Here is a 21,756-nt window from a genome sequence, read left to right as displayed (position 1 = left end):
GGAAGCCGCTGGGGAGCCATGCACGGCCGGGTCCGACCTGCCGCCGCGTGCTCCGCGTGGCGGCTGTTCTTTGGGTGACTCATGGCTGACTCCAACCGGGCACAGGTACAGGATGACGGGCAGCCCCGCACCGGGCTCCTCGCCGGCAAGCGCGGCCTCGTGCTCGGCGTCGCCAACAACCGCTCGATCGCCTGGGGCATCGCCAAGAGCGCCCACCAGCATGGCGCCGAGCTGGCCTTCACCTACCAGGGCGAGGCGCTGAAGAAGCGCGTCGAGCCGCTCGCCCGCGAGCTCGACGCGGCGGTGGTCGGCCATTGCGACGTGACCGATCCGGCCTCGATCGACGCGGCCTTCGAGGCCACCGGCCGGCACTTCCCCGAGGGGATCGACTTCGTCATCCACTGCATCGCCTTCTCGGACAAGGACGAGCTGACCGGCCGCTACATCGAGACCAGCGAGGCGAACTTCTCGAAGTCGCTGCTGATCTCCTGCTACTCGTTCACGGCCGTGGCCCAGCGGGCCGAGAAGCTGATGCGCAACGGCGGCTCGCTCCTCACGCTGACCTATTACGGCGCCGAGAAGTGGATGCCGCACTACAACGTGATGGGCGTCGCCAAGGCCGCGCTCGAGGCCTCGGTGCGCTACCTCGCGGCCGATCTCGGCCCGCAGAAGATCCGCGTCAACGCGATCTCGGCCGGCCCGATCAAGACGCTCGCCGCCTCCGGCATCGGCGATTTCCGCTACATCCTGAAGTGGAACGAGTACAACGCCCCCCTGCGGCGCACCGTGACGATCGACGAGGTCGGCGAGACCGCCGCCTACCTGATCTCCGACATGTCCCGCGGCATGACCGGCGAGATCCTGCACGTCGATGCCGGCTACCACGTCGTCGGCATGAAGAATCCCGAGGCGCCGGACCTCAGCCTCGACAAGGACTGAGCCCGGGGGCTGGACCGGAGGGCCATTCGGCCCACTATGGGCTTCGCGTCGGACATGCGGAGCCCATGATGCCTACCCTGAAGATCGCCATGCTCACCGCGGGCGGCCTCGCCCCGTGCCTGTCGGCGGCGGTCGGCGGGCTGATCGCCCGCTACACCGACCTGGCGCCGGAGGCCGAGATCATCGGCTATCGCAGCGGCTACAAGGGCCTGCTCCTCGGCGACCGCATCCCGGTCACCCCGGAGGTGCGGGCGAAGGCCCATCTCCTGCTGCGCCACGGCGGCTCGCCGCTCGGCAACAGCCGGATCAAGCTCACCAACGTCAAGGATTGCGTGAAGCGCGGTCTGGTCAAGGAGGGGCAGGATCCGCTCAAGGTGGCGGCCGACCAGCTCGCCCGCGACCGGGTGAGCGTGCTGCACACGATCGGCGGCGACGACACCAACACCACGGCGGCCGATCTCGCGGCCTATCTCGAGGCCAACGGCTACCACCTGACCGTCGTCGGTCTGCCCAAGACCATCGACAACGACGTGGTGCCGATCCGCCAGACGCTCGGGGCCTGGACGGCGGCCGAGCAGGGCGCGCTCTTCGCCGAGAACATCGTCAACGAGCAGAGCGCCAACCCGCGCATGCTGATCGTCCACGAGATCATGGGCCGCAAATGCGGCTGGCTCACCGCCGCGACGGCCCGAGCCTATCGCGACCGGCTCGACCGCACCGCGTTCGTGCCGGAATTCGGGCTCGACCGGGCGCACAAGGAGGTGGACGCGGTCTACCTGCCCGAGATGCCCCTCGACATCGCCCGGGAGGCGGCGCGGCTGAAGGCCCGGCTCGACGCCAAGGATTGCGTGACGATCTTCTTGAGCGAAGGGGCCGGCCTCGACGAGATCGTCGCCGAGATCGAGGGGCGCGGCGAGGTGCTGGGCCGCGATCCCTTCGGCCACGTCAAGATCGACACGGTCAATGTCGGCAAGTGGTTTGCCGACCGCTTCGCGCCGATGATCGGGGCGGAGAAGTCGCTCGTGCTGAAATCCGGCCATTTCGGCCGCTCGGCGGCGCCGAACGCGGACGACCTGCGGCTGATCCAGGGCATGGTCGACTACGCGGTGGAGTGCGGCCTCGCCGGCGTCTCCGGCGTGATCGGCCACGACGAGGAGCACGGGGGTCGCCTGCGGGCGATCGAGTTCCCGCGCATCCGCGGCGGCAAGGCGTTCGATCCGAGCGCGCCCTGGTTCACCGGGATGCTGGACGAGATCGGCCAGCCTCACGGTTGACGGGAACCGGCGCCGCCCCGGCGCCGGTTCCGATCGAACGTCAGATGTCGATCGACCGGTTTTTGTCGATCACGACCCCGTCGCGTCGAGCGGCGGGGCGGTCTCGCCCGGGCCGGAGACCGGCCGGCGGATGAAGGGAACCACGTTCCCGGACCACTCGGCCGATGCCGCCCCGGCCGCCCCCTCGCCGACGCCGCCGCGCCGCGACCCGGCACCGAACGCCATCCAGCGCACGATCCGGCCGTCGCCGTGGCGCATCATGTGCCGTTCGACCCGCCTCCGGGCCCATCGGGGCACGCCATCGCCGAACTTCATGGGACTCCTCCCTTGCTCGCCCGCCGCGCGACATTCTGTCGGCTCTCGAACGAAACAGGGGGGCAGCTTGCGTGTCATCACCCATTTGGGTGACACGGCATGAACCTCAGGTTTTCAGGACGATGCAGGCGCCGCCGACGCCGCGGATGCGGTTGCACAGGGTCTCGGCGCTGGCGCGGGTCTCGGAGGGCACGCGGATGCGATAGAACGCCCGGGTACCGCGGTGGCGCAGCCGGGTGCCGATGACCATCGGGCGCACGTCGCCGAGGATCGTCGCGTAGCGGTCGCGGGCCCGGCCGAAGCTTGCCAGCGCGATCGACTTCGAGAAATTGCCGGCGAGCTGGACGCCCCAGGGCGCCAGGGTGGCGGCAGCGCCCGCGAAGAAGGTCTCGGTGCGGCCGCGGATGCGCAGGGCCGCCGTCACCTGCAGGCAGCGGGTGCCCTCCGGCTCGGTCAGGTCGCCCTTCGGCGCCTCCTTGGCGGCGGCCGCCCAGTCCTCGGCGCTGCGCCCGGTGATCGCCGCGACATAGGCGCGGGTCTCCGCCGGCAGGCCGCCGGTCCCGGCGAGCCAGGCCGAGACGCGGCCGGGCCCGCCATTGTAGGCCGCCGCGGCGAGGCCGAGATTGCCGAAGCGGGCGCGCAGGTCGAGGAGGAAGCGGGCCGCGGCGGGAATCGCCTGTTCGGGGTCGAACGGGTCGGTGAGGCCGCGCTCCTGCGCCGTGCCGGGCATGAACTGCGCCACCCCTTGCGCGCCCGCGGGGCTCACCACGCCGGGCCGGAAGCTGCTCTCGCGCCAGATCAGCCGGGTCAGGAAGGCGACCGGCAGCCCCTTCGATTGCGCCGCGCCCTCGATCAGGCGGCACAGGGCCTGCTCGACCGTCTCCTCCTTGCCGCCCGATTCCCGGCCCCCCGATTCCTTGGTTCCTGATTCCTTGCTCTCCGACGCAGGCGCCGGCCGCGCCGGCGCGGCGGCCGCGACGACCGGAAGGGCGCAGGCCGCGAGGAGCCAGGCCGCGAGGAGGAGAGGGGGGCGGGTCACCAGGCCCTCATATCTCGATTCGGTGACCAATTCGGCAAGGGCAGGGGGTCGCAGATCCGTCCCGGACCGGCTTTCCGATCCCGCGGGCATGCCGGCCCTGGCGCAGCGCCCGGTCCCGCGCCATCTAGCGGGCGATGTCTTCGCCGCTCCTGTTCGACACCCCCCTGATCCGCAAGCGGCTCGCCCGCGCCCGCCGCGCCGGCTTCGCCGACTTCCTGGTCGCGCGGGCGGTCGACGACCTGACCGACCGCCTCGGCGCGGTGCTGCGGGAATTTCCCCGCGCCCTCGACCTCGCCACCCCGGTCCCGGCCGCCGCGTCCTGGCTCCGGGCAAGCGGGCGGGCGGGCTCCGTCACCCGCCTCGCTCCCGTGGCGGAGGCGGGCGACCCGGGCCTTGCGGTCGCGGTGGGCGACCCCGAAACCCTGCCGTTCGGCGACGGAAGCTTCGACCTCGCCGTGTCGCTGCTGGCGCTCCAGCACGCCAACGACCTGCCGGGCGCCCTGGTGCAGGTCCGCCGGGCCTTGCGGGCCGACGGGCTGTTCGTCGGCTGCCTTCTCGGCGGCCGCACGCTGACCGAGCTGCGCCAGGTGCTCACCCAGGCCGAGAGCGAGATCGAGGGCGGGGCCAGCCCCCGGGTGGCGCCCTTCGCGGAGGTGCGCGACATCGGCGGCCTGCTCCAGCGCGCCGGCTTCGCCCTGCCGGTCACCGATGTCGAGACCGTGACGGTGCGCTACGGCGATCCGTTCGGGCTGATGCGCGACCTGCGCGCCATGGGGCTCACCAACGCCCTGCGGGAGCGCCGCGGCGCCCTGCGCCGGGAGACCCTGATGCGGGCCGCCACCCTGTACGCCGAACGCTTCGCCGATCCGGACGGGCGCATCCGGGCGACGTTCGAGATGATCTGGCTCTCGGGCTGGGTGCCGCACGAGAGCCAGCAGAAGCCGTTGCGGCCGGGCAGCGCCCAGGCGCGGCTGGCCGACGCCCTCGGCACCGTCGAACGCAAGGAGCCGTCATGACGGACAGGTCCATCACGATCACGCCGAACCCGCACCGGATCCGCGTGATGCTCGGCGGCACGATCGTCGCCGAGACGACCCGGGCGCTGACCCTGCGCGAGGGCGCCATGCCGCCGGTGCTCTACATCCCGCGCGAGGATGCGGAACTGGATCTCTTCGCGCGCACCGCGCACCGCACGCATTGCCCGCACAAGGGCGATGCCAGCTACTTCTCCCTCACCGCCGGCGGGCTGGAGCGGGCGAACGCGGTCTGGAGCTACGAGGACCCGTTTCCGGCGGTGGCGGCGATCAAGGATCACCTCGCCTTCTACCCGGGCAAGGTGGATGCGATCGAGGAATTCGCGGACTGAACGGGCGGCGCTCGCCTCATCCCACCGGCCCACGATCCTAGCGCATCAAGTCGATCTCGGGCTTGCCCGAGATCGACGGGACCGACGAACCATCTCGAACTGTCGATGCCCGGTCAAAGGCTCGGCGACAATTCGAGAACGGAACCAAAGGTCGTATTCAACGACCGTCGGTATCACTCCCCGATCCCGAACAGCCGTTCGAGGAAGTTCTTGTCCTCCCGGGTCGGTCCGCCGCGCTGGGGTGCCGGCTGCGGGCGGGCGGCGGGCTGCTGGCCGCCGAGGAGGTCGTCGATCATGCCGCCGATCGTCGGCGGCTCGGCGGGATTGGCCGATGCGACGGCGTTGCTGGTGCGGCGCCAGCGGGCCGCGCCGGGAAGCGGCGCCGGCTTGTCGCCGCGCAGGCCCGCGACCATCACCCGGTTCCAGACCTCCACCGGCAGGTTGCCGCCCGAGACCCGCTTCGTCGGCTCGCCGTCGTCGTTGCCGAGCCAGACGCCGGTCACCAGCGTGGCGGAGAAGCCGACCACCCAGGCATCGCGAAAATCCTGGCTGGTGCCGGTCTTGCCGGCGAGCTCCCAGCCCGGGATGTCGCCCTTCTTGGCGGTGCCGCTGACGAAGACCTCGTGCATCATCGCGTTCATCATGCCGTCGGCCTGGGGCTCGATCACCCGGCCGAGGCCGCTCGGGGCGCGCTTGTAGACGGTGCGGCCGTCGACGGTCTTCACGCTGGCGATCACGTAGGGAATCACCCCCATGCCGCCATTGGCGAAGGTGGCATAGGCGCCGACGAGTTCGAGCGGCGTCACCTCGGAGGTGCCGAGCGCGATCGAGGCATTGGCCTGGAGCGGCGAGGTGATGCCGAGGCGCTGGGCCGTCTGCACCACCGCCTTGGGGCCGACCTCCATGCCGAGCCGCACCGCCACGGTGTTGAGCGAGTGGGCGAGCGCGTCCCGCAGGGTCACGGGGCCGCTGTAGTTGCGCGAGTAGTTCTCGGGGTTCCACCCCTTGATGTTGATCGGCGCGTCCTCCCGCACCGTGTCGGGGGTCAGGCCGCGCTCGATCGCCGCGAGGTAGACGAAGGGCTTGAAGGCCGAGCCGGGCTGGCGCTTGGCGGTGGTGGCGCGGTTGAACTGGCTCTGCGCATAGTCGCGCCCGCCGATCAGCGCCCGGATCGCCCCGTCGGGCCGCATCGACACGACCGCGCCCTGGCCGACATTGTAGCGCGCGCCCTTCTGGTTGAGCTCGTCGACCAGCGCCCGCTCGGCCACCGCCTGCAGGCCCGGATCGACGGTGGTCTGGACCGAGACGTCGGTCTCGATCTTGCCGACGTAGTCGTCGAGCACGTCCATCACGAGATCGGCGACGTAGTTGGCCGAGCCGCCGCCCTTGGCCCGGGCGGGCTTGGCCGGCTGGGCCAGCGCCACTTTCACGTCCGCGGGCTTGGCGAAGCCCAGCTCCTGCATCGCCGCCAGCACCTGCGCGGCCCGGGCCTGGGCGGCGGGCAGGTTGCGGTTGGGGGCGAGCCGCGAGGGCGCCTGGACGAGGCCGCCCAGCATCGCGGCTTCCGCCAGGGTCACGTCCTTGGCGGGCTTGGCGAAGTAGCGCTGGGCCGCGGCCTCGACGCCGTAGGCGCCGGCACCGAAATAGACCCGGTTGAGGTAGAGTTCGAGGATCTCGTCCTTGGTGTACTTGTGCTCGAGCCAGAGCGCGAGGATCGCCTCCTGGATCTTGCGCGAGGCGGTGCGCTCCTGGGTCAGGAAGAGGTTCTTGGCGAGCTGCTGGGTCAGGGTCGAGCCGCCCTGGGCGACGCCGCGGCGGGTCAGGTTCTGGCCGATGGCGCGGGCGATGCCGACCGGATCGATGCCGAGATGGGAGTAGAAGCGCCGGTCCTCGATCGCCACGAAGGCGCGGGGCAGGTAGGGCGGCAGCTCGCGGATGCTCACCGTGCGCCCGCCGGTCTCGCCGCGATTGGCGAGCAGCGAGCCGTCGGCGGCCAAAATCGCGATGTTGGGCGGGCGCTTCGGCACCGCCAGCTGGTCGATCGGCGGCAGCTGCGAGGCGTGGTAGGCGACGATGCCGGCGACCGCCACGAGGCCCCAGAGGCCGAGGATCACCGTGCCGTAGACGAGGGAGCCGAGGAACGAGCGCCGACGCCGCCGCGGGGCAGGAGCCGCCGCGCGGGCGGCCCGCTTCGGGGCGGCCTTGGTCGACCCCTTGGCCGATCCCTTGGATGTCCCCTTGGCCACGCCGCCTCCCGCCCGATCGCCCCGCGAGAGGCGCAGGTCGAGGGAGGCCGGATCCCCAGGCCCCTCCGCCTCGAAGCGGGGCTCGACCCGACCCGTCCGCTCGCGTCCCTTCGCCATCCTGTCGAGTTCCCCTTCGCCCCCGGACGAGCCGGCCCGCGTGGGGCACTCAAGAGACAATAATTGAGGCGGGTTTAAGGGCCGTTAACCGAAATTTTGTCGAACGATTCCCGCTGCTTAGCAAAGCACTGCAGAGGATGCGGCAAGCTGCGCCGGAACGGCGGATCGCGGGAGGCGTTGCGCAGGCTCGAACAAGGAGCCGACATGCTGCACCTGCTGGTGGCGGATGGGAACGACCGGGACGGCCGCGAGCGGCATGTCGCGGTGTGCGGCCGGACCTCGGCCGAGACCTATGCGGGAATCCTGGAAAAGCTCGCCCCGGACGCGACCTGCCACCTCGTCGCCCCGGCGGATGCGGGAGCGACGCTGCCGCGGGCGCTCGACGCGTGCAATGCCCTGGTGCTCACCGGCTCGACCCTGCATGTCGAGGAGGGCGGCCCCGCGGTGACGCGCCAATGCGACCTCGTGCGGGCGGCGCTGGAAGCGGGCGTGCCGGTCTTCGGCTCGTGCTGGGGCGTGCAGGTGGCGGCGACGATCGCCGGGGGACGGGCCGCCCGCAACCCGCGGGGCCCGGAATACGGGCTCGCCCGCGCCATCAGCCGGACCGAGGCTGGAGCGGACCATCCGCTGCTGGCCGGCCGGCCGCCCTCCTGGGACGCCCCGGCGATCCACGACGACGCGGTGATCGAGCCGCCCCCTCGCAGCACGGTGCTCGCCGGCAACGACCGCCTCGACGTGCAGGCGATCGAGATCCGCCTCGGCGGCGGCGTGTTCTGGGGCACGCAGTACCATCCCGAGCTCGACCTCGACGAGGTCGCGGCGATGCTGCGGCTGTCCGCCGAGGGCGTGGTGGAGGCGGGCCTGTGCCCGGACGAGGCCGCGCTCCACGCCTACGCGGATGCCCTGCGCGACCTGCACCGCGACCCGGAGGGCCGGGCCGACCTCGCCTGGCGCCTCGGCGTCACCGCCGAGGTGCTGGTGCCGGAGCGGCGCCGGCGCGAGATCGCGAACTTCCTCGACCGGCTGGTGCGGCCGCGGCAGAGGGCGTGAAGCCGGAGCCGCTCACGCCGCCCGGACGCCGCCGAGGAAGCGCTCGACCTCGGCACCGAGATGCTCGGCCTGGTGCGTGAGCGCGTCGGCGGAGGCCAGCACCCGGCTGGCGACGGTGCCGGTGGTGCCGGCGGCCTCGGCCACCGCACCGATCGTCGCGGTGAGCGAGCCCGTCCCGGCGGTGGCCCGCTCCATGGCGCGCAGGATCTCCCGGGTCGCCGCTTCCTGCTCCTCGACGGCCGCCGCCACCGCGGCCGCCACCCCGTCGATGCCGCGGATGCGCCCGCCGATCGCCTCAATCGCCCGGACGGCGTCGCCGGTGGCGTCCTGGATCCGGCCGATCTGGCCGCCGATCTCGCCGGTCGCCCGGGCGGTCTGGGCGGCGAGTTCCTTCACCTCCGCCGCCACCACCGCAAAGCCCCGCCCCGCCGCGCCCGCGCGGGCAGCCTCGATGGTGGCGTTCAACGCCAGGAGGTTGGTCTGGTCGGCGATCGCCGAGATCATCGTGACGACGTCGCCGATGCGCGCGGCCGCCTCGCTGAGAGCCCCCACCAGGGCGGCCGAACGGTCCGCCTCGGCGACGGCGGCGCGGGCGAGGCCGGCGGTCTCGCCGACCTGCTGGCCGACCTCGCGCACGGACGCCCCGAGCTCCCGCGTCGCCGCCGCGACGGCGCCGACATCCCCCGCCGCCCGACCGGCGGCGGCATCGGCCTCGGCCGAGCGGTCGGCGGCGGTGCCGGCGGTCCGCGACATCGCCCTCGCGGTCGCCTGCAGGTCGCCCGCCGAGGCCGCGACCTCGCCGACGATGCCGCCGACCGCCGCCTCGAAGGCCGCCGCCATCCGCAGCACGCCCTCGCGCCGCTCGTGCTCGGCAGCCCGACGGGCCGCCTCGCCGTCCTGCTCCAGGGCGCGCAGGCGCGCCATCTGGGCCTTGGCCTCCCGCTCGGAGGCGGCGAGCCCGGCCAGCGTTCGGGCGACGGTGTGGCAGATCCGGGCCAGCACCGCCGCCTCGATCGTCAGGATCACGGCGTGGAGGAGCACCCGGCCGAGATCGCCGCCCGCCGGGAAGACGGCGGCCGGCAGGACGAGGTTCAGCACGAGGTGGTGCACGGCCGTGGCGCCGGTGGCCGCCAGGATCACCCGCCAGTCGCACCAGCCGGCGAGCACCGCCAGGCAGGCGAAGAAATACATGTGCAGGTCGACCTGCCAGGGATGCCCGGCGCTGGCATAGAGCAGCACCGCCGCCATGCCGACGAGCGCGAACGCGGTGGCGAGCCGGGTCCGCAGCCCGATCGGGTCGCGCCACCACGACAGGGTGGCGATGCCCGCGAGCAGGGTTGCGGCCGTGCCCGGCACCAGGGCGGCTCCGTCACCGGCGATCAGCGGCAGGCCGGCGGCGACCGGCACATGGGCCCAGAGCAGCGGGATCAGGATGCGGGCGAAGGAACGGCGGAGGTCGTCGACGTCGGTCATCAGCGGGCGGTGCTCGGTGACGGTGGAGAATGACGGGAGGTCGCGGGCGGGGAGGGGCCGCAGCCGCCGGCGACGAGCGGATCGAGGACCAGCCAGGCGCCGGCGCCGTAGAGGCGCCGGACGAAGCCGGGCGCCTCCGAGCGCGCGACGACCAGGCCGGCCGGGCCTGCGCGAACGAGCCGGCCGCCAGCGGCGGCCACGATCGCGGCCGCCTCGCCGATCCCGGCGCCCGGACGGCCGAGCACCGCCACCGCGTCCGAGCGCGGCAGAGCGACGACCAGGAACGGGGCCAAGGTCAGGAGCAGCAGACCGGTGCCATCCTGGAGGCGGGATCGCGCGGCCATGAGGCTCGTCCCATGCGTGAATGGCGGGGACCTTGCGGGAGGAATGCCTTACGGTCGGTAAAGCGCAATGTCCGAATTTTGCGGGACTGATCCTCGACTTGAAGGGCAGGGTGTCCAGTGCGCCTTCAGCGTAACGGTTAGCTGGCGCGCAACTGCTCCCGTCCGCGACGATCGCGTGCACCAACGAAAACGGCGCCCCGCGGGGCGCCGTCCTGTCGTGTGGCGTGATTTCGCTTGGGAATGCTTGGCGGGCCTTGACGGGACTTGGAAGGGCCTGGCGAGCTCAGGCCGTCGGTGCGGCGGCGAGGCGCGGCGCCGGGCGGGCCTCGTCCTCGCCGACGAGGTGGAAGGCGGCCGGACGCCGGAACAGGAACCGGGCCGGGGTGTGGCGGATCACCCGCTCGATGGCGAGCGGCACCACCACGGCGGTCAGCGTCACGAGGAGCGCGACGAGGCCGATATCCTCGATCACCCCGCTGCGCACGAGGGCCGTGCGCAGGGCCGCCATCGGCAGGAAGAAGGCGAGGTAGATCACGATCGAGCGCTCGCCGCAGGCCCGCAGGGCGGCGGTCACCGGGCCGCCGGTCCGGGTGAGGAGGGCGGCGGTCGCCACGATGGCAAGCGCGCCGGCGGCGCCGAGCATCAGGCTCACCACCGGCAGGCTGGCGAGCGTCGGGTGGGAGGTCAGCCCGGTCGGCGTGAAGACGAGGAACGCCTCGATCGACGCCCAGGCGGCGAGGCCGAGGAGCGCGAGGCCGGCTCGCGCCCGCACCCAGTCGGCCAGGGCGAAGATCCGGGCGGCGAACAGGTAGCCGGCGACGAAGTAGACCAGCCGGTCGCAGAACTCGTCGATCAGCGTCGAGCCGGTATGGACCGGGGCGAGCTGGAGGAGGGCGGCGCCGATCAGCAGCAGCGGCCAGGGCAGCCGGCGCAGGAGCTTCACGACGACCGAGAAGACCGCCAGCAGGTAGATGAACCACAGGGTCGAGTAGGGCTCGATCAGGCCGTGGGCGAGATGGGCCGCGAAGGCGCCGGGCCCCGCGCCGTCGGTGATCTGGCCGTACTTCACCGCCGACTGGAGCACCATCCACAGCAGGTAGAAATACGCGAAGTGGACGATGCGCCGGTCGGCGAAGAGCCGCCAGTCGCGATCGACGACCCGGCCGACGAACAGGCCCGAGAGCAGGAAGAAATCCGGGATCCGGAACGGTTTGGCGAACTCCACGACGTGATGCATGAAGCCCTCGCCCCCCATCGCCTCGCCGACGCCGAGGGTCGAGTGCATCATCACCACGAGGATGATGCAGATGCCCTTGGCGACATCGACCCAGGCGAGGCGCCCCGGGGCGGTCCCCGCGCGCGGGCGAACGGGATCGTCCGGCCGGACCGAGAGGGCGGGTTCGGTGTTGGGACGGGCGGACATCGGGCGTCTCCGGAGGATCGCCCGCGAGGCTGACAGGGAGACGTAAAGATCGAATCGGGCCCGGTCCCGTAAATTGCAGCGAACCGGGCAAGAGGCGATTCACCTTACCGCCCGAGGGTTGCCGGCTACCGGACGCTCCGCTTCGTCTCGCGCCGCATCCGGGTCATCCGCGTCGCGGCGTGGAAATCGTCGGGCTTGGTCCGCACCCAGGTGAGGAAGCGGGCGATCTCGGGCTCGGCCCGCAGGCTCTCGACGTCGTTGAGGCGCCGCGCCAGCTCCGCCTCGCTGTGCCGGGCATGGATCGCCGAGTGGCAGATCTGGTGCAGCTGCACGGTCTCGCCGTGGGTGCCGCCCTTCAGCTTCGGCGTCAGGTGGTGCCGGCTCTGGCGGGCGCCGGGCGGGATCGGCCGCTCGCAGAGCGGGCAGATCACCGCCGGGCGGGTCCCCGAGCCATGGGTCGAGGGGTCGTCGTCGCGCCAGCGCCGCTCTCGGCGTCCCAAGGCCAGCTCCTGCAAGGGCGGGGAAAACTCCTGCGTATCTGGGTCGCCGGGCGGCCGGGGTTCAAGGCCGTGCGGGCGATGTCGCGGGGGCCCGGATGCCGCAGCGTGACTCGGGATCGCCCCCGGAGCCGCGATTGACAAACCTCCCCCGCCGCCGGACAGTGATGGGGTTACCGAGGGGAGCCCCGCCGGCAGGGGCTGAGATTGGACGAGCGCGCGTCCTGACCCTTGAACCTGATCCGGTTCGTACCGGCGGAGGGACGGGAACCTGCCATGACCGACGTGACCCGTGCGTCCTCGCGCCCCGAGGCCGGATCTCCTCGCCCGGAGAGATCCATGAACGCACCCATCCTCCCCCCGAAAGATCGTCCGAAGATCGTCACCACGGGGCCGGTCACCGGCTCGGTGAAGGCCTATGCCGCGCCCAAGGACCGGCCCGACCTGCGGGTGCCCTACCGCGAGATCGCCCTGACGGATCCGGGCGAGGCCCCGGTGCGGGTCTACGATCCCTCGGGCCCCTATACCGAGACGGACGCGCGCATCGACCTGTCCGCCGGGCTGCCAGAGATCCGCGCCGGCTGGCTCGCCGCCCGCGGCTACGGGGCCGTCGCCCCCCGGGCGGTAAAGCCGGAGGATAACGGCTTCGTGCCCGAGGATCGGCTGGTGGCGCCGTGCCCGGCTCCCCGCACGGTCCGGCGGGGAGAGGCCGGCCAGAGGGTGACGCAGCTCGAATTCGCCCGGGCCGGGATCGTCACCGAGGAGATGATCTACGTCGCCCATCGGGAGAACCTGTGCCGCGAGGCGATGCTGGCGCAGGCCGAGGGCAAACTCGCCGATGGCGAGAGTTTCGGGGCCGCGATCCCGCCCTTCATCACCCCCGACTTCGTGCGCGAGGAGGTGGCGCGGGGCCGGGCGATCATCCCGGCCAACATCAACCACACCGAACTCGAGCCGATGGCGATCGGCCGCAACTTCCTCGTCAAGATCAACGCCAATATCGGCAACTCGGCCGTGACCTCCTCGGCCGCCGAGGAGGTCGAGAAGATGGTGTGGGCGATCCGCTGGGGCGCCGACACGGTGATGGACCTCTCGACGGGGCGCAACATCCACAACATCCGCGGCTGGATCCTGCGCAACGCCCCGGTGCCGATCGGCACCGTGCCGATCTACCAGGCGCTGGAGAAGGTCGGCGGCGATCCGCTCAAGCTCGACTGGGAGGTGTTCAAGGACACCCTCATCGAGCAGGCCGAGCAGGGGGTGGACTACTTCACCATCCATGCCGGCGTGCGCCTCGCCCACGTCCCGCTGACGGCCCGGCGTGTCACCGGCATCGTCTCGCGCGGCGGCTCGATCATGGCGCGCTGGTGCCTCGCCGGGCACCGGGAATCGTTCCTCTACGAGCGCTTCGAGGAGATCTGCGACATCTGCCGCGAGTACGACGTGTCGTTCTCGCTGGGCGACGGGTTGCGGCCGGGATCGATCGCGGACGCCAACGACGCCGCGCAGTTCGCGGAACTCGAGACGCTCGGCGAACTCACCAAGATCGCACAGGCCAAGGGCTGCCAGGTGATGATCGAGGGTCCCGGCCACGTGCCGATGCACAAGATCAAGGTCAATATGGACAAGCAGCTCGCCGAGTGCGGCGAGGCGCCGTTCTACACGCTGGGCCCGCTCACCACCGACGTGGCGCCGGGCTACGACCACATCACCTCGGGCATCGGCGCGGCGATGATCGGCTGGTTCGGTACCGCGATGCTCTGCTACGTGACCCCGAAGGAGCATCTCGGCCTGCCGAACCGCGACGACGTGAAGACCGGCGTCATCACCTACAAGATCGCCGCGCACGCCGCCGATCTCGCCAAGGGCCACCCGGCGGCGCAGGTGCGGGACGACGCCCTGTCCCGGGCCCGGTTCGACTTCCGCTGGGAGGACCAGTTCAACCTCTCGCTCGATCCCGATACCGCCCGGGCCTACCACGACGAGACCCTGCCGAAGGACGCCCACAAGGTCGCGCATTTCTGCTCGATGTGCGGCCCGAAATTCTGCTCGATGAAGATCACCCAGGACCTGCGCGCCGACGTGCTGGCGATGGAGGCGGCGAGCGCCGTGGTCGGCGAGGCCACACCGCTCGACGAAACGGCCCGCGCGGCCGGCATGGCCCAAAAATCGGCGGAATTCCTGGGCGAGGGCGGGAGACTCTACGTCGACGCCGGATGAGCGCGTCCTCCGCGCGCCCGACCGGTCGGGCGCGCGGAACCGATCCGGTCGCCGGCGTGCCGCGCGAGGATGTCACGAATGCTGATGCAGGCCCCGAAGGCTCCGCCGGACCCGGCCCGGCCGGCTCGTGCGCGATCGCGCCCCGGCTCGATCGTGCGCCGCCTCGTCGTCTTCGCCCTCGGCCTGGCGGTGCCGATCCTGATCTTCGGCGGCGTGGTCCTGTGGCAATTCGCGGGCGCTGCCCGCGCCCGCCTCGAGGCGGAGGCGCTGGGGCGGGCCCGGATGGAGGCGGCGGCGGTCGACCGCGAGGTCGCGAGCCTGACCGCCACCCTGGAGGCCCTGACCCTGTCGAACGCGCTCCAGCGCGGCGACGTGACGGCCTTCCGCGAGCAGTTGCAGGAACTCTTCCGCCGCAGCGGCCTCTCGGCGACCCTGCGCGATCCCGATGGCCGGCGGCTGATCGACATCGGCGCCGAGCCGATGCCGGAGCGCCTCGATGCCGCCGATGCCGCGGCCCTGGCCGGACGGCCGGCGGTGTCGGGCGTGGTCGACGGGCGCTTCCGGGTGACGGTGCCGGTGATGCGCCGGGGCGGTGAGGCGGTTCTCTACCTCTTGTCCTTCTCCCTGCCGACGGACCGGATCCGCGACGTGCTCGCCTCCGGCGGGGTGCCGAAGGACTGGGTGATGAGCGTCGTCGACCGCGACGACCGGGTGCTCACCCGCACCCGCGCGCCGGAGCGCTTCACCGGCACCAAGGCCCCCGACGACCTGCGCCTCGCCACCGGCCCGGAAGGGACCTGGCGCGGCACCTCGCTGGAGGGCCAGCCGTTCTTCATCGCCTATGCGCGGGCGGGCGTGCCCGATTGGCGCATCGCCGTCGGGGTGCCCGAGGAGGCGCTGGCCGCACCCGTCCGGGCCTCGCTCGTGTGGTTCGCCGGGCTCGGGATCATGCTGGCCGCCATCGCGGCCGTCCTGGCGCTGGCCTTCGCCCGCGGCATCGCGGCGCCGCTCCAGGCCCTGCGCGACCAGGCGGTGGCGCTCGGCCGCGGCCGGCCGGCCCCGGTGCTCGCCGGGGTGCCGGCGGAAGTGGCGGCGGTGAGCGCCGAGATCGCCGAGGCGGCCCAGCGCCAGCGCGAGCGGGCGAGCGAGCGCGAGAGCGCCGCCGCGGCGCTCCGCTCCGAGACGCAGCGCCTCGAAGTGCTGAACCGGCTCGGCACGGCGCTGGCGAGCGAGCTCGACCGGCAGCGCCTCGGCGACGCGGTGGTGGAGGCCGCCACCCACCTGACCGGCGCGGCCTACGGCGCCCTGTTCGAGCGGGTGCCGGAGGGCCCGGACGGGCCGGAGCACTGGCAGCTCCTCAGCCTCACCGGCGGCCCCCGCGAGGCCTTCACCCGCTTCGGCCTGCCGCGGGTGACGACCCTGTTCAGCCAGACCTTCGCGGCCGGCGGCGTGGTCCTGAGCGAGGACGTGACCACCGATCCGCGCTACGGCAGCCACGGCGGCATGCCGAAGGGACACCTGCCGGTGCGCAGCTACCTGGCGGTGCCGGTGGTGTCGGGCACCGGCGCCACCCTGGGCGCGCTGCTGTTCGGCCACCCCGAGTCGCATCGCTTCGGCACCCGCGAGGCGGCCCTGGTCGAGGGCCTGGCCGGACAGGCCGCGGTGGCGATGGACAATGCCCGCCTGTTCGCCTCGGTGCGCCGCGGGCAGGACCGCTTCGAGGCCGCCGTCCAGGCGGTGCGGGGCGTCCTGTGGACCAACGGCCCCGACGGCCGGATGACCAACGACCAGCCGGCCTGGGCCGCGCTGACCGGCCAGACGCCGGACGAGTATGCCGGCTACGGCTGGGCCGAGGCGGTGCATCCCGACGACCGGGCCGCCAGCGTCGAGACCTGGAACCAGGCCGTCGCCGGGCGCCGGCGCTACACCCACGAGCACCGGGTGCGGCGCCATGACGGGGTGTTTCGCACCTACGCCATCCAGGCGGTGCCGGTGCTCGATCCCGACGGGACGATCCGCGAATGGGTCGGGGTGCATTCCGACATCACCGAGCAGCGCGCGGCGGAGGCGGCTTTGCGCGAATCGAACGAGGAGATCCAGCGCTACGCCTACATCGTCAGCCACGACCTCCGGGCGCCGCTCGTGAACATCATGGGCTTCACGAGCGAGATCGAGGCGAGCCAGGACGACATCCGGGCCGCCCTGGCCGGCCGGCCGGAGGCCTCGCGGATCGACGCCGACCTCGTCGAATCGGTGAGCTTCATCAAGGCGGCGATCACCAAGATGGACGGCCTGATCAACGCCATCCTGAAGCTGTCGCGGGAGGGACGGCGCAACTTCCAGCCCGAGCCGCTGGCGATGACCGCCCTGGTCCAGGGGCTCGCCGACGCGCAGCGCCACCAGGCCGAGACGGCGGGGGCCGCGATCACGATCGGCGACCTTCCCGGCCTCGTCGCCGACCGGGTCGCCGTGGAGCAGATCTTCGGCAACCTGATCGACAACGCGATCAAGTACCTCGACCGGAACCGGCCCGGGCGGATCGCCGTGACGGGTGCGGTGTCGGACGGGCTCGCGGTGTTCCAGGTCGCCGACAACGGCCGCGGCATCGACGCCCGCGACCACGGCCGGGTGTTCGAGCTCTTCCGCCGCTCCGGCGCCCAGGACCGGCCCGGGGAGGGGATCGGGCTCGCCCATGTCCGCACCCTGGTGCGGGCGCTCGGCGGACGGATCGACCTCGCCTCGCAGGTCGGGGTGGGCACAACCTTCACGGTCACGCTGCCGCTGCGGCAGAGCTGACCCTGGGTTGCGCGGCCGGGCGGCGTTAACGCGATCGCGATGTTTTCGGTGCCGGCCCCGTGCGCAAGCGCCGGAATGTAGTCTAGAGAGACTTGCGGGAGCCCGGCTCCCGCCCCGTCCGCGATCGGCGGGAACGGACGAGAGAATGCCGGCCTGGCCGGGACCATGCCGCGGGGAGACGTCAGGTGCCGGCCGTACACATCGTGATGATCGAGGACGACGAGGGCCATGCCCGGCTGATCGAGCGGAACATCCGCCGCGCCGGCGTGAACAACGTCATCGAGTCGTTCCGGGACGGCACCTCCGCGCTCGCCGCCCTGTTCGGGCCGGACGGCAGCGGCGAGATCAATGCCGGCCGGCCGCTCCTGATCCTGCTCGACCTCAACCTGCCGGACATGACCGGGATCGACATCCTGCAGAAGGTCAAGTCGAACCCGCATCTCAAGCGCTCGCCCGTGGTGATCCTGACCACCACCGACGACCAGCGCGAGATCCAGCGCTGCTACGACCTCGGCTGCAACGTCTACATCACCAAGCCGGTGAACTACGAGGGCTTCGCCAACGCGATCCGCCAGCTCGGGCTGTTCTTCTCGGTGATGCAGGTCCCGGAGAGCGCGTGACCGTGAGCGAACCGGTCCGCCTGCTCTACATCGACGACGATCCCGGACTGGCGCGGCTGGTGAGCCGCACGCTCGGCGCCCGGGGCTGCACGGTGGAGCACGCGGCCGACGGGGAGACGGGGCTCGCCCGCATCGCGGCGGAGCGCTTCGACGTCGTCGCCCTCGACCACCACATGCCGATGGAGACCGGCCTCGACATCCTGCCGCGCATCCGGGCGCTGGCCGACGCCCCGCCGGTCATCTACGTCACCGGGTCCGAGGACAGCCGCGTCGCCGTCGCCGCGCTCAAGGCCGGGGCCGTCGACTACGTCTGGAAGGACCTCCAGGGCCACTTCCGCGAATTGCTCGCCGAGGCCGTGGCGACCGCCGTGCTCCAGGACCGCACCCGGCGCGAGAAGGAGCGGGCCGAGGCCGAGGTGCGCGAGGCGCGCGACCGGGCCGAACTGCTCCTGCGCGAGGTCAACCACCGGGTCGCGAACAGCCTCGCCCTGGTGGCGGCGCTCGTGCGGATGCAGGCCAACGCGGTCACCGACGCCTCGGCGCGCGCCGCGCTCGAGGAGACCCAGACCCGCATCACGGCGATCGCCGGCATCCACCGGCGGCTCTACACCTCCGACGACGTGCGGGTGGTGGCGGTCGATGCCTATCTGGCGACCCTGGTCGAGGATCTCGACGGGGCGATGAACGCCACCGGCCAAAGCCACCGCATCCTGCTCGACGCCGCCCCGGTCGAGGTCGCGACCGACAAGGCGGTGTCGCTCGGGGTGATCGTCACCGAGCTCGTGACCAACGCCTACAAGTACGCCTATCCGGAGGGCGTCACCGGCGAGATCCGCATCACGGCGCGCCGCGACGGCGATACCCTGCGCCTCACGGTGGCGGATGACGGCGTCGGCTGGCAGGGAGCCGGCACGCCGCGGGGGACCGGTCTCGGCTCGCGCATCGTGCGCGCCATGGCGTCGAACCTGCGCGCCCACATCGAGTACGGCCAGGCCGAGCGCGGCACCGCGGCGAGCATCGACATCGCCCTCTGACACGGTTTCCGATCGGTCGCTTCGCGATGCGGGAACCGGCGTCGAGCGAGCGCCGTGCGGGCCGGAGATACGATGTCCGCAAGGGATTTTCCGGACATCGCAAGATCCATCGCGCCGTCGATCCGACGATTCCGCCGGTTCGCGCAGCGTCCGCGGCCGTCATCGCCGGACCGTCCGCCCGCCGGCGGGATTGCGCCGCAAATGAAGATGATATATTCCCCTGCGGCAAGAAAAATCTGTTCTTTGCCACATCCAAATCGATAAAATTGCTTAACGCGCGTCAATCGCTCCTTAAGATAGTCTTTCATTGTCCGTCCGGCGTTAACATCCAGGTAGGGGTCTCGGCCGTTTCCTCGACGGGAAAGGACGGCTGAAAGGATGGCGCCGTGATCGAGACCAGTACCCTCTCCGCGACGTTTCCGCTGGCCGCCGTCGAGCCGGCGATGCGGATCAATGCCGAGCGTCCCCGCCGGGACGCCGCCGATCCGCCCCTCGACCCGCCGGTGACCCTCGATCTGAGCCCGGGCGCGAAGACGTCGGCGGCCAAGACCTCGACGACCGCGACGACCGCGACGCCGGACGACGGCACGGCGGCGAAAGACAGCGTGGCAGCGAAGGACGCCCCGGCGTCCGCCGAACCCGAACCGACCGCGCTCACCGCCCGCTTCCGGCGCGATCTCGACACCCAGCAGATGGTCTTCCAGATCGTCGGCCGGGACGGCGCGGTCATCGAGCAGCTTCCGTCCGAGGCGTTCCTGCGGGCGCGGACCTACGCCCGGGAGGTGGAGGCCGCCGGCAAGGCCGAGATCGGCACCACCGTGGCGCGCACCGCCTGATCTCGCGCCTCGCCCGAGGCTTCCCCGAGGATGATGGGATCGGCCTGATGGCCGAGCATCGCGACCGCGCCATATCCTCTACGATCGTGCTCCGAGAGCCTTCGCGGCGTCCCCCGGGATGGGCGCGAAGCCGACCAGCACCGGAGCCGGACGCCATGACGACGACGCCCCCCTCCCTCGACGCCGCGACCTATGCCGATCTGCGCCAGGCGGTGGGCGACGACGCGCTGCCGGTGCTGCTCGGGCGCTTCCGGCAGCAACTCGGGGACTGGTCGGTGACGGGGGACCCAGTGGCCCTGGGCGCGGCCGCGCACGGCGTGATCGCCTCCTCGGGGCTGATCGGGTTCGTGCGGCTGTCGCGCCTCTGCGCCGCCCTCGAAGCGGCGTGTCATGCCGGCGACCTCGAAGAGATCCGGGATCTCGCGAGGCAAGTCGCCGCCGAGAAGGCCGTCGCCGAGGCCGAGACCGCCCGGCTGATCGCGGCGGGGTGAGGCGTTACGCGACGCGGCGCGTGTCGGTCCAGGTCGCGCCGCCGGCCAGGCGGTAATCCACGTTCTCGGACAGCCGCCCGGTCGGCACCACCCGCACCGCCTCGGGGCGGGCGAGCTCGTCGCAGCGGTCCAGCGCCTCGTCGATGTCGAGGGGCGGGGGCATCTCGCCGCCGAGGCGCCGCCACCACTGCACCGCCTTCTCGCGGGCGAAGCCCGTCGCCTCGAGATCGAGGCGCACGGTCATCGCGTCCTCGTCGCCCTCCAGCGCCACGGTCAGCACGTCGGGGCCGCGCATCCGCGCCTCGCGGCCGAACCGCCAGCCGGCGACCGGCCACCAGCGGGCATGGGCCTCGCGCACCACCGCGACGGTGCCGGCGGAGAGGACCGCGGTCTCGTCGTCGGCCACCGCCTCGTGCGGCAGATCGGCCTCGTCCTCCGCCTCGGGCTCGACCCAGCAGGCCTCGCAGGTGCTGGCGTTGAGCGCGATGAGGGCGCCGCAGCCGGGGCAGGGCTTGGCCCGGGGCGCGCCGGTCTCGCCGAGGAGGCGGGCCCGCGCCACGGCATTCGCCGTCAGCACGTCGATCGGCCCGTGCCGGCGCACGAGGCCGGCATAGTCGAGGACGAGGGCGTCGGTCTTGCCCGTCGCGCGGCGCAGGCCCCGGCCGACCTGCTGCACGTAGAGGCCGGTGCTCTGGGTCGGGCGCAGTAGCGCGATGAGGTCGACCTCCGGCACGTTGAAACCCGTCGCCAGCACGCCCACCGAGGTGAGGCAGCGGATGCGCCCGGCCCGGAACTCGCGCACGATGCGGTCGCGCTCGCGCTTGCCGGTCTCGCCCGAGATCGATTCGCAGGAAAAACCCTCCGCCCGTATCGCGTCGCGCACCGCGTCGGCGTGCTTCACCCCGGCGCAGAAGGCGAGCCAGGCCTTCCGGTCGGCGCCGTAGGTCGCCATCTCGGCCACCGCCGCCTTGGTGATGACGTCGCGGTTCACCGCGGCCTCCAGGGCACCCGGCACGTAGTCGCCGGCCCGCAGCGGCACGCCGCTGACGTCGAGGATCGTCGCGGTCGCCTTCGAGACGAGGAGCGCGAGGTAGCCCTCGCGGATCAGGTCGCCGACCTGGGCCTCGTAGACGATGCGGTCGAAGACCCGGCCCTGGCCCTCGTCGAGGCGGCCGCTGTCGAGGCGGTAGGGGGTGGCGGTGAGCCCGACGAGGCGCATGTCGGGCGAGCGCGCCCGCACCGCTTCGAGGAAGCGGCCGTAGCGGGTCTCGGCGTCGCGGGGGATCAGGTGGGCTTCGTCCACCACCACGAGGTCGAAGCCGCCCGTCGCCTCGACCCGGTTCCACACCGACTGGATGCCGCAGAAGAGGATCGGCTTCGTCTCCTCGCGCCGGCCGAGCCCGGCCGAGACGATGCCGGCCGGCGCCTCGGGCCACAACCCCAGGAGCTCGGCGTGGTTCTGGGCGATCAGCTCGCGCGTATGGGTGACGACGGCAATGCGGGCGGCGGGGTCGCGGGCCATCGTCTCCCGCACCAGGGTGGCGATGACGAGACTCTTCCCGGCCCCGGTCGGCAGCACGATGAGCCCGTTGCGGCCGCCGCGCGCCCAGTCGGCCTGGAGCGCGTCGAGGCTCGCGCGCTGGTAGGGACGAAGCAGCATCGCGCCGCCATAGCCG

General features: G+C 72.3%; 18 protein-coding genes, 2 pseudogenes and 1 riboswitch. Of the genes and pseudogenes, 12 read left to right on the top strand and 8 right to left on the bottom strand.

The window, feature by feature from the left end:
- Positions 1-81 precede the first annotated feature (81 nt).
- Entirely contained in the window at positions 82-939 is an 858-nt protein-coding gene (fabI, locus tag QR78_RS06605; protein ID WP_048426706.1) for an enoyl-ACP reductase FabI, read from the top strand.
- 68 nt (positions 940-1,007) lie between these two features.
- Positions 1,008-2,213: a pyrophosphate--fructose-6-phosphate 1-phosphotransferase gene (locus tag QR78_RS06600; protein WP_048426744.1), complete on the top strand. Its 1,206-nt coding sequence runs from the start codon at positions 1,008-1,010 to the stop codon at positions 2,211-2,213.
- 69 nt (positions 2,214-2,282) lie between these two features.
- Here the strand turns inward: QR78_RS06600 and QR78_RS06595 are convergent, their stop codons facing one another.
- Positions 2,283-2,528 carry a hypothetical protein gene (locus QR78_RS06595; protein ID WP_048426705.1) on the bottom strand — a complete coding sequence of 82 codons (246 nt, stop codon included), beginning with the start codon at positions 2,526-2,528 and terminating at the stop codon, positions 2,283-2,285.
- Between the two features lie 106 nt (positions 2,529-2,634).
- Positions 2,635-3,567 carry a lytic transglycosylase domain-containing protein gene (locus QR78_RS06590; RefSeq protein ID WP_048426743.1) on the bottom strand — a complete coding sequence of 311 codons (933 nt, stop codon included), beginning with the start codon at positions 3,565-3,567 and terminating at the stop codon, positions 2,635-2,637.
- 134 nt (positions 3,568-3,701) lie between these two features.
- On the opposite strand from QR78_RS06590, the gene QR78_RS06585 reads away from it, so the two are divergent.
- The gene (locus tag QR78_RS06585) at positions 3,702-4,583 is read left to right on the top strand and encodes a methyltransferase domain-containing protein (RefSeq protein ID WP_048426704.1); all 882 of its coding nucleotides are present in this window, start codon (positions 3,702-3,704) and stop codon (positions 4,581-4,583) included.
- Complete coding sequence (locus QR78_RS06580; protein ID WP_048426703.1) at positions 4,580-4,933, top strand: DUF427 domain-containing protein; 354 nt, start codon at positions 4,580-4,582, stop codon at positions 4,931-4,933. The genes QR78_RS06585 and QR78_RS06580 overlap by 4 nt, the downstream gene beginning before the upstream one ends.
- A gap of 173 nt (positions 4,934-5,106) precedes the next feature.
- Here the strand turns inward: QR78_RS06580 and QR78_RS06575 are convergent, their stop codons facing one another.
- On the bottom strand, positions 5,107-7,296 hold the full coding sequence (locus tag QR78_RS06575) for a transglycosylase domain-containing protein (RefSeq protein WP_048426702.1): 2,190 nt from the start codon (positions 7,294-7,296) through the stop codon (positions 5,107-5,109).
- A gap of 204 nt (positions 7,297-7,500) precedes the next feature.
- Here QR78_RS06575 and QR78_RS06570 point away from each other — a divergent pair, with 204 nt between their 5' ends.
- Positions 7,501-8,346: a type 1 glutamine amidotransferase gene (locus QR78_RS06570; protein ID WP_048426701.1), complete on the top strand. Its 846-nt coding sequence runs from the start codon at positions 7,501-7,503 to the stop codon at positions 8,344-8,346.
- A 12-nt stretch (positions 8,347-8,358) separates the two neighbouring features.
- Here the strand turns inward: QR78_RS06570 and QR78_RS36440 are convergent, their stop codons facing one another.
- The 4 genes from QR78_RS36440 to QR78_RS06550 all read right to left on the bottom strand — a co-directional run bounded on the left by QR78_RS36440 (position 8,359) and on the right by QR78_RS06550 (position 12,086).
- Positions 8,359-9,819, bottom strand: coding sequence for a methyl-accepting chemotaxis protein (locus QR78_RS36440; protein ID WP_048426700.1), 1,461 nt, complete (start codon positions 9,817-9,819; stop codon positions 8,359-8,361).
- On the bottom strand, positions 9,819-10,163 hold the full coding sequence (locus tag QR78_RS31835) for a hypothetical protein (RefSeq protein WP_053220820.1): 345 nt from the start codon (positions 10,161-10,163) through the stop codon (positions 9,819-9,821). The genes QR78_RS36440 and QR78_RS31835 overlap by 1 nt, the downstream gene beginning before the upstream one ends.
- 283 nt (positions 10,164-10,446) lie before the next feature.
- Positions 10,447-11,586, bottom strand: a complete 1,140-nt coding sequence (locus QR78_RS06555) for an acyltransferase family protein (RefSeq protein WP_048426699.1) — start codon at positions 11,584-11,586, stop codon at positions 10,447-10,449.
- A 125-nt stretch (positions 11,587-11,711) separates the two neighbouring features.
- Positions 11,712-12,086, bottom strand: coding sequence for an HNH endonuclease family protein (locus QR78_RS06550; protein ID WP_048426698.1), 375 nt, complete (start codon positions 12,084-12,086; stop codon positions 11,712-11,714).
- A gap of 166 nt (positions 12,087-12,252) precedes the next feature.
- Positions 12,253-12,364, top strand: a riboswitch (TPP riboswitch).
- Positions 12,365-12,422: 58 nt separating this feature from the next.
- Between QR78_RS06550 and thiC the strand changes: the two genes are divergently transcribed.
- The 7 genes and pseudogenes from thiC to QR78_RS06520 all read left to right on the top strand — a co-directional run bounded on the left by thiC (position 12,423) and on the right by QR78_RS06520 (position 20,080).
- Positions 12,423-14,303: a phosphomethylpyrimidine synthase ThiC gene (gene thiC / locus QR78_RS06545; protein WP_048426697.1), complete on the top strand. Its 1,881-nt coding sequence runs from the start codon at positions 12,423-12,425 to the stop codon at positions 14,301-14,303.
- Between the two features lie 69 nt (positions 14,304-14,372).
- Positions 14,373-15,917 (top strand): annotated as a pseudogene (locus QR78_RS36655) (GAF domain-containing protein); the annotation flags it as partial.
- A gap of 45 nt (positions 15,918-15,962) precedes the next feature.
- Positions 15,963-17,099: pseudogene (locus tag QR78_RS36650) on the top strand (sensor histidine kinase); the annotation flags it as partial.
- A gap of 206 nt (positions 17,100-17,305) precedes the next feature.
- Positions 17,306-17,719 (top strand): response regulator, encoded by a 414-nt coding sequence (locus QR78_RS06535; RefSeq protein ID WP_048426740.1) that lies wholly within the window; start codon positions 17,306-17,308, stop codon positions 17,717-17,719.
- 2 nt (positions 17,720-17,721) lie between these two features.
- Positions 17,722-18,753: a sensor histidine kinase gene (locus QR78_RS06530; protein ID WP_244276354.1), complete on the top strand. Its 1,032-nt coding sequence runs from the start codon at positions 17,722-17,724 to the stop codon at positions 18,751-18,753.
- A gap of 386 nt (positions 18,754-19,139) precedes the next feature.
- Positions 19,140-19,589, top strand: coding sequence for a hypothetical protein (locus QR78_RS06525; RefSeq protein WP_053220818.1), 450 nt, complete (start codon positions 19,140-19,142; stop codon positions 19,587-19,589).
- 155 nt (positions 19,590-19,744) lie between these two features.
- Positions 19,745-20,080: an Hpt domain-containing protein gene (locus QR78_RS06520; RefSeq protein ID WP_048426695.1), complete on the top strand. Its 336-nt coding sequence runs from the start codon at positions 19,745-19,747 to the stop codon at positions 20,078-20,080.
- Positions 20,081-20,084: 4 nt separating this feature from the next.
- Here QR78_RS06520 and QR78_RS06515 read toward each other — a convergent pair whose 3' ends face one another.
- A complete protein-coding gene (locus QR78_RS06515) occupies positions 20,085-21,740 on the bottom strand; it encodes a DEAD/DEAH box helicase (RefSeq protein WP_048426694.1) in 1,656 nt (551 codons plus the stop codon).
- Between the last annotated feature and the right edge of the window lie 16 nt (positions 21,741-21,756).

This window comes from Methylobacterium indicum, from assembly GCF_001043895.1.
Taxonomy (GTDB): domain Bacteria; phylum Pseudomonadota; class Alphaproteobacteria; order Rhizobiales; family Beijerinckiaceae; genus Methylobacterium; species Methylobacterium indicum.
The sequence above is the reverse complement of the archived record's forward strand: the minus strand, read 5'-3'. Positions and strand labels throughout refer to the sequence as shown.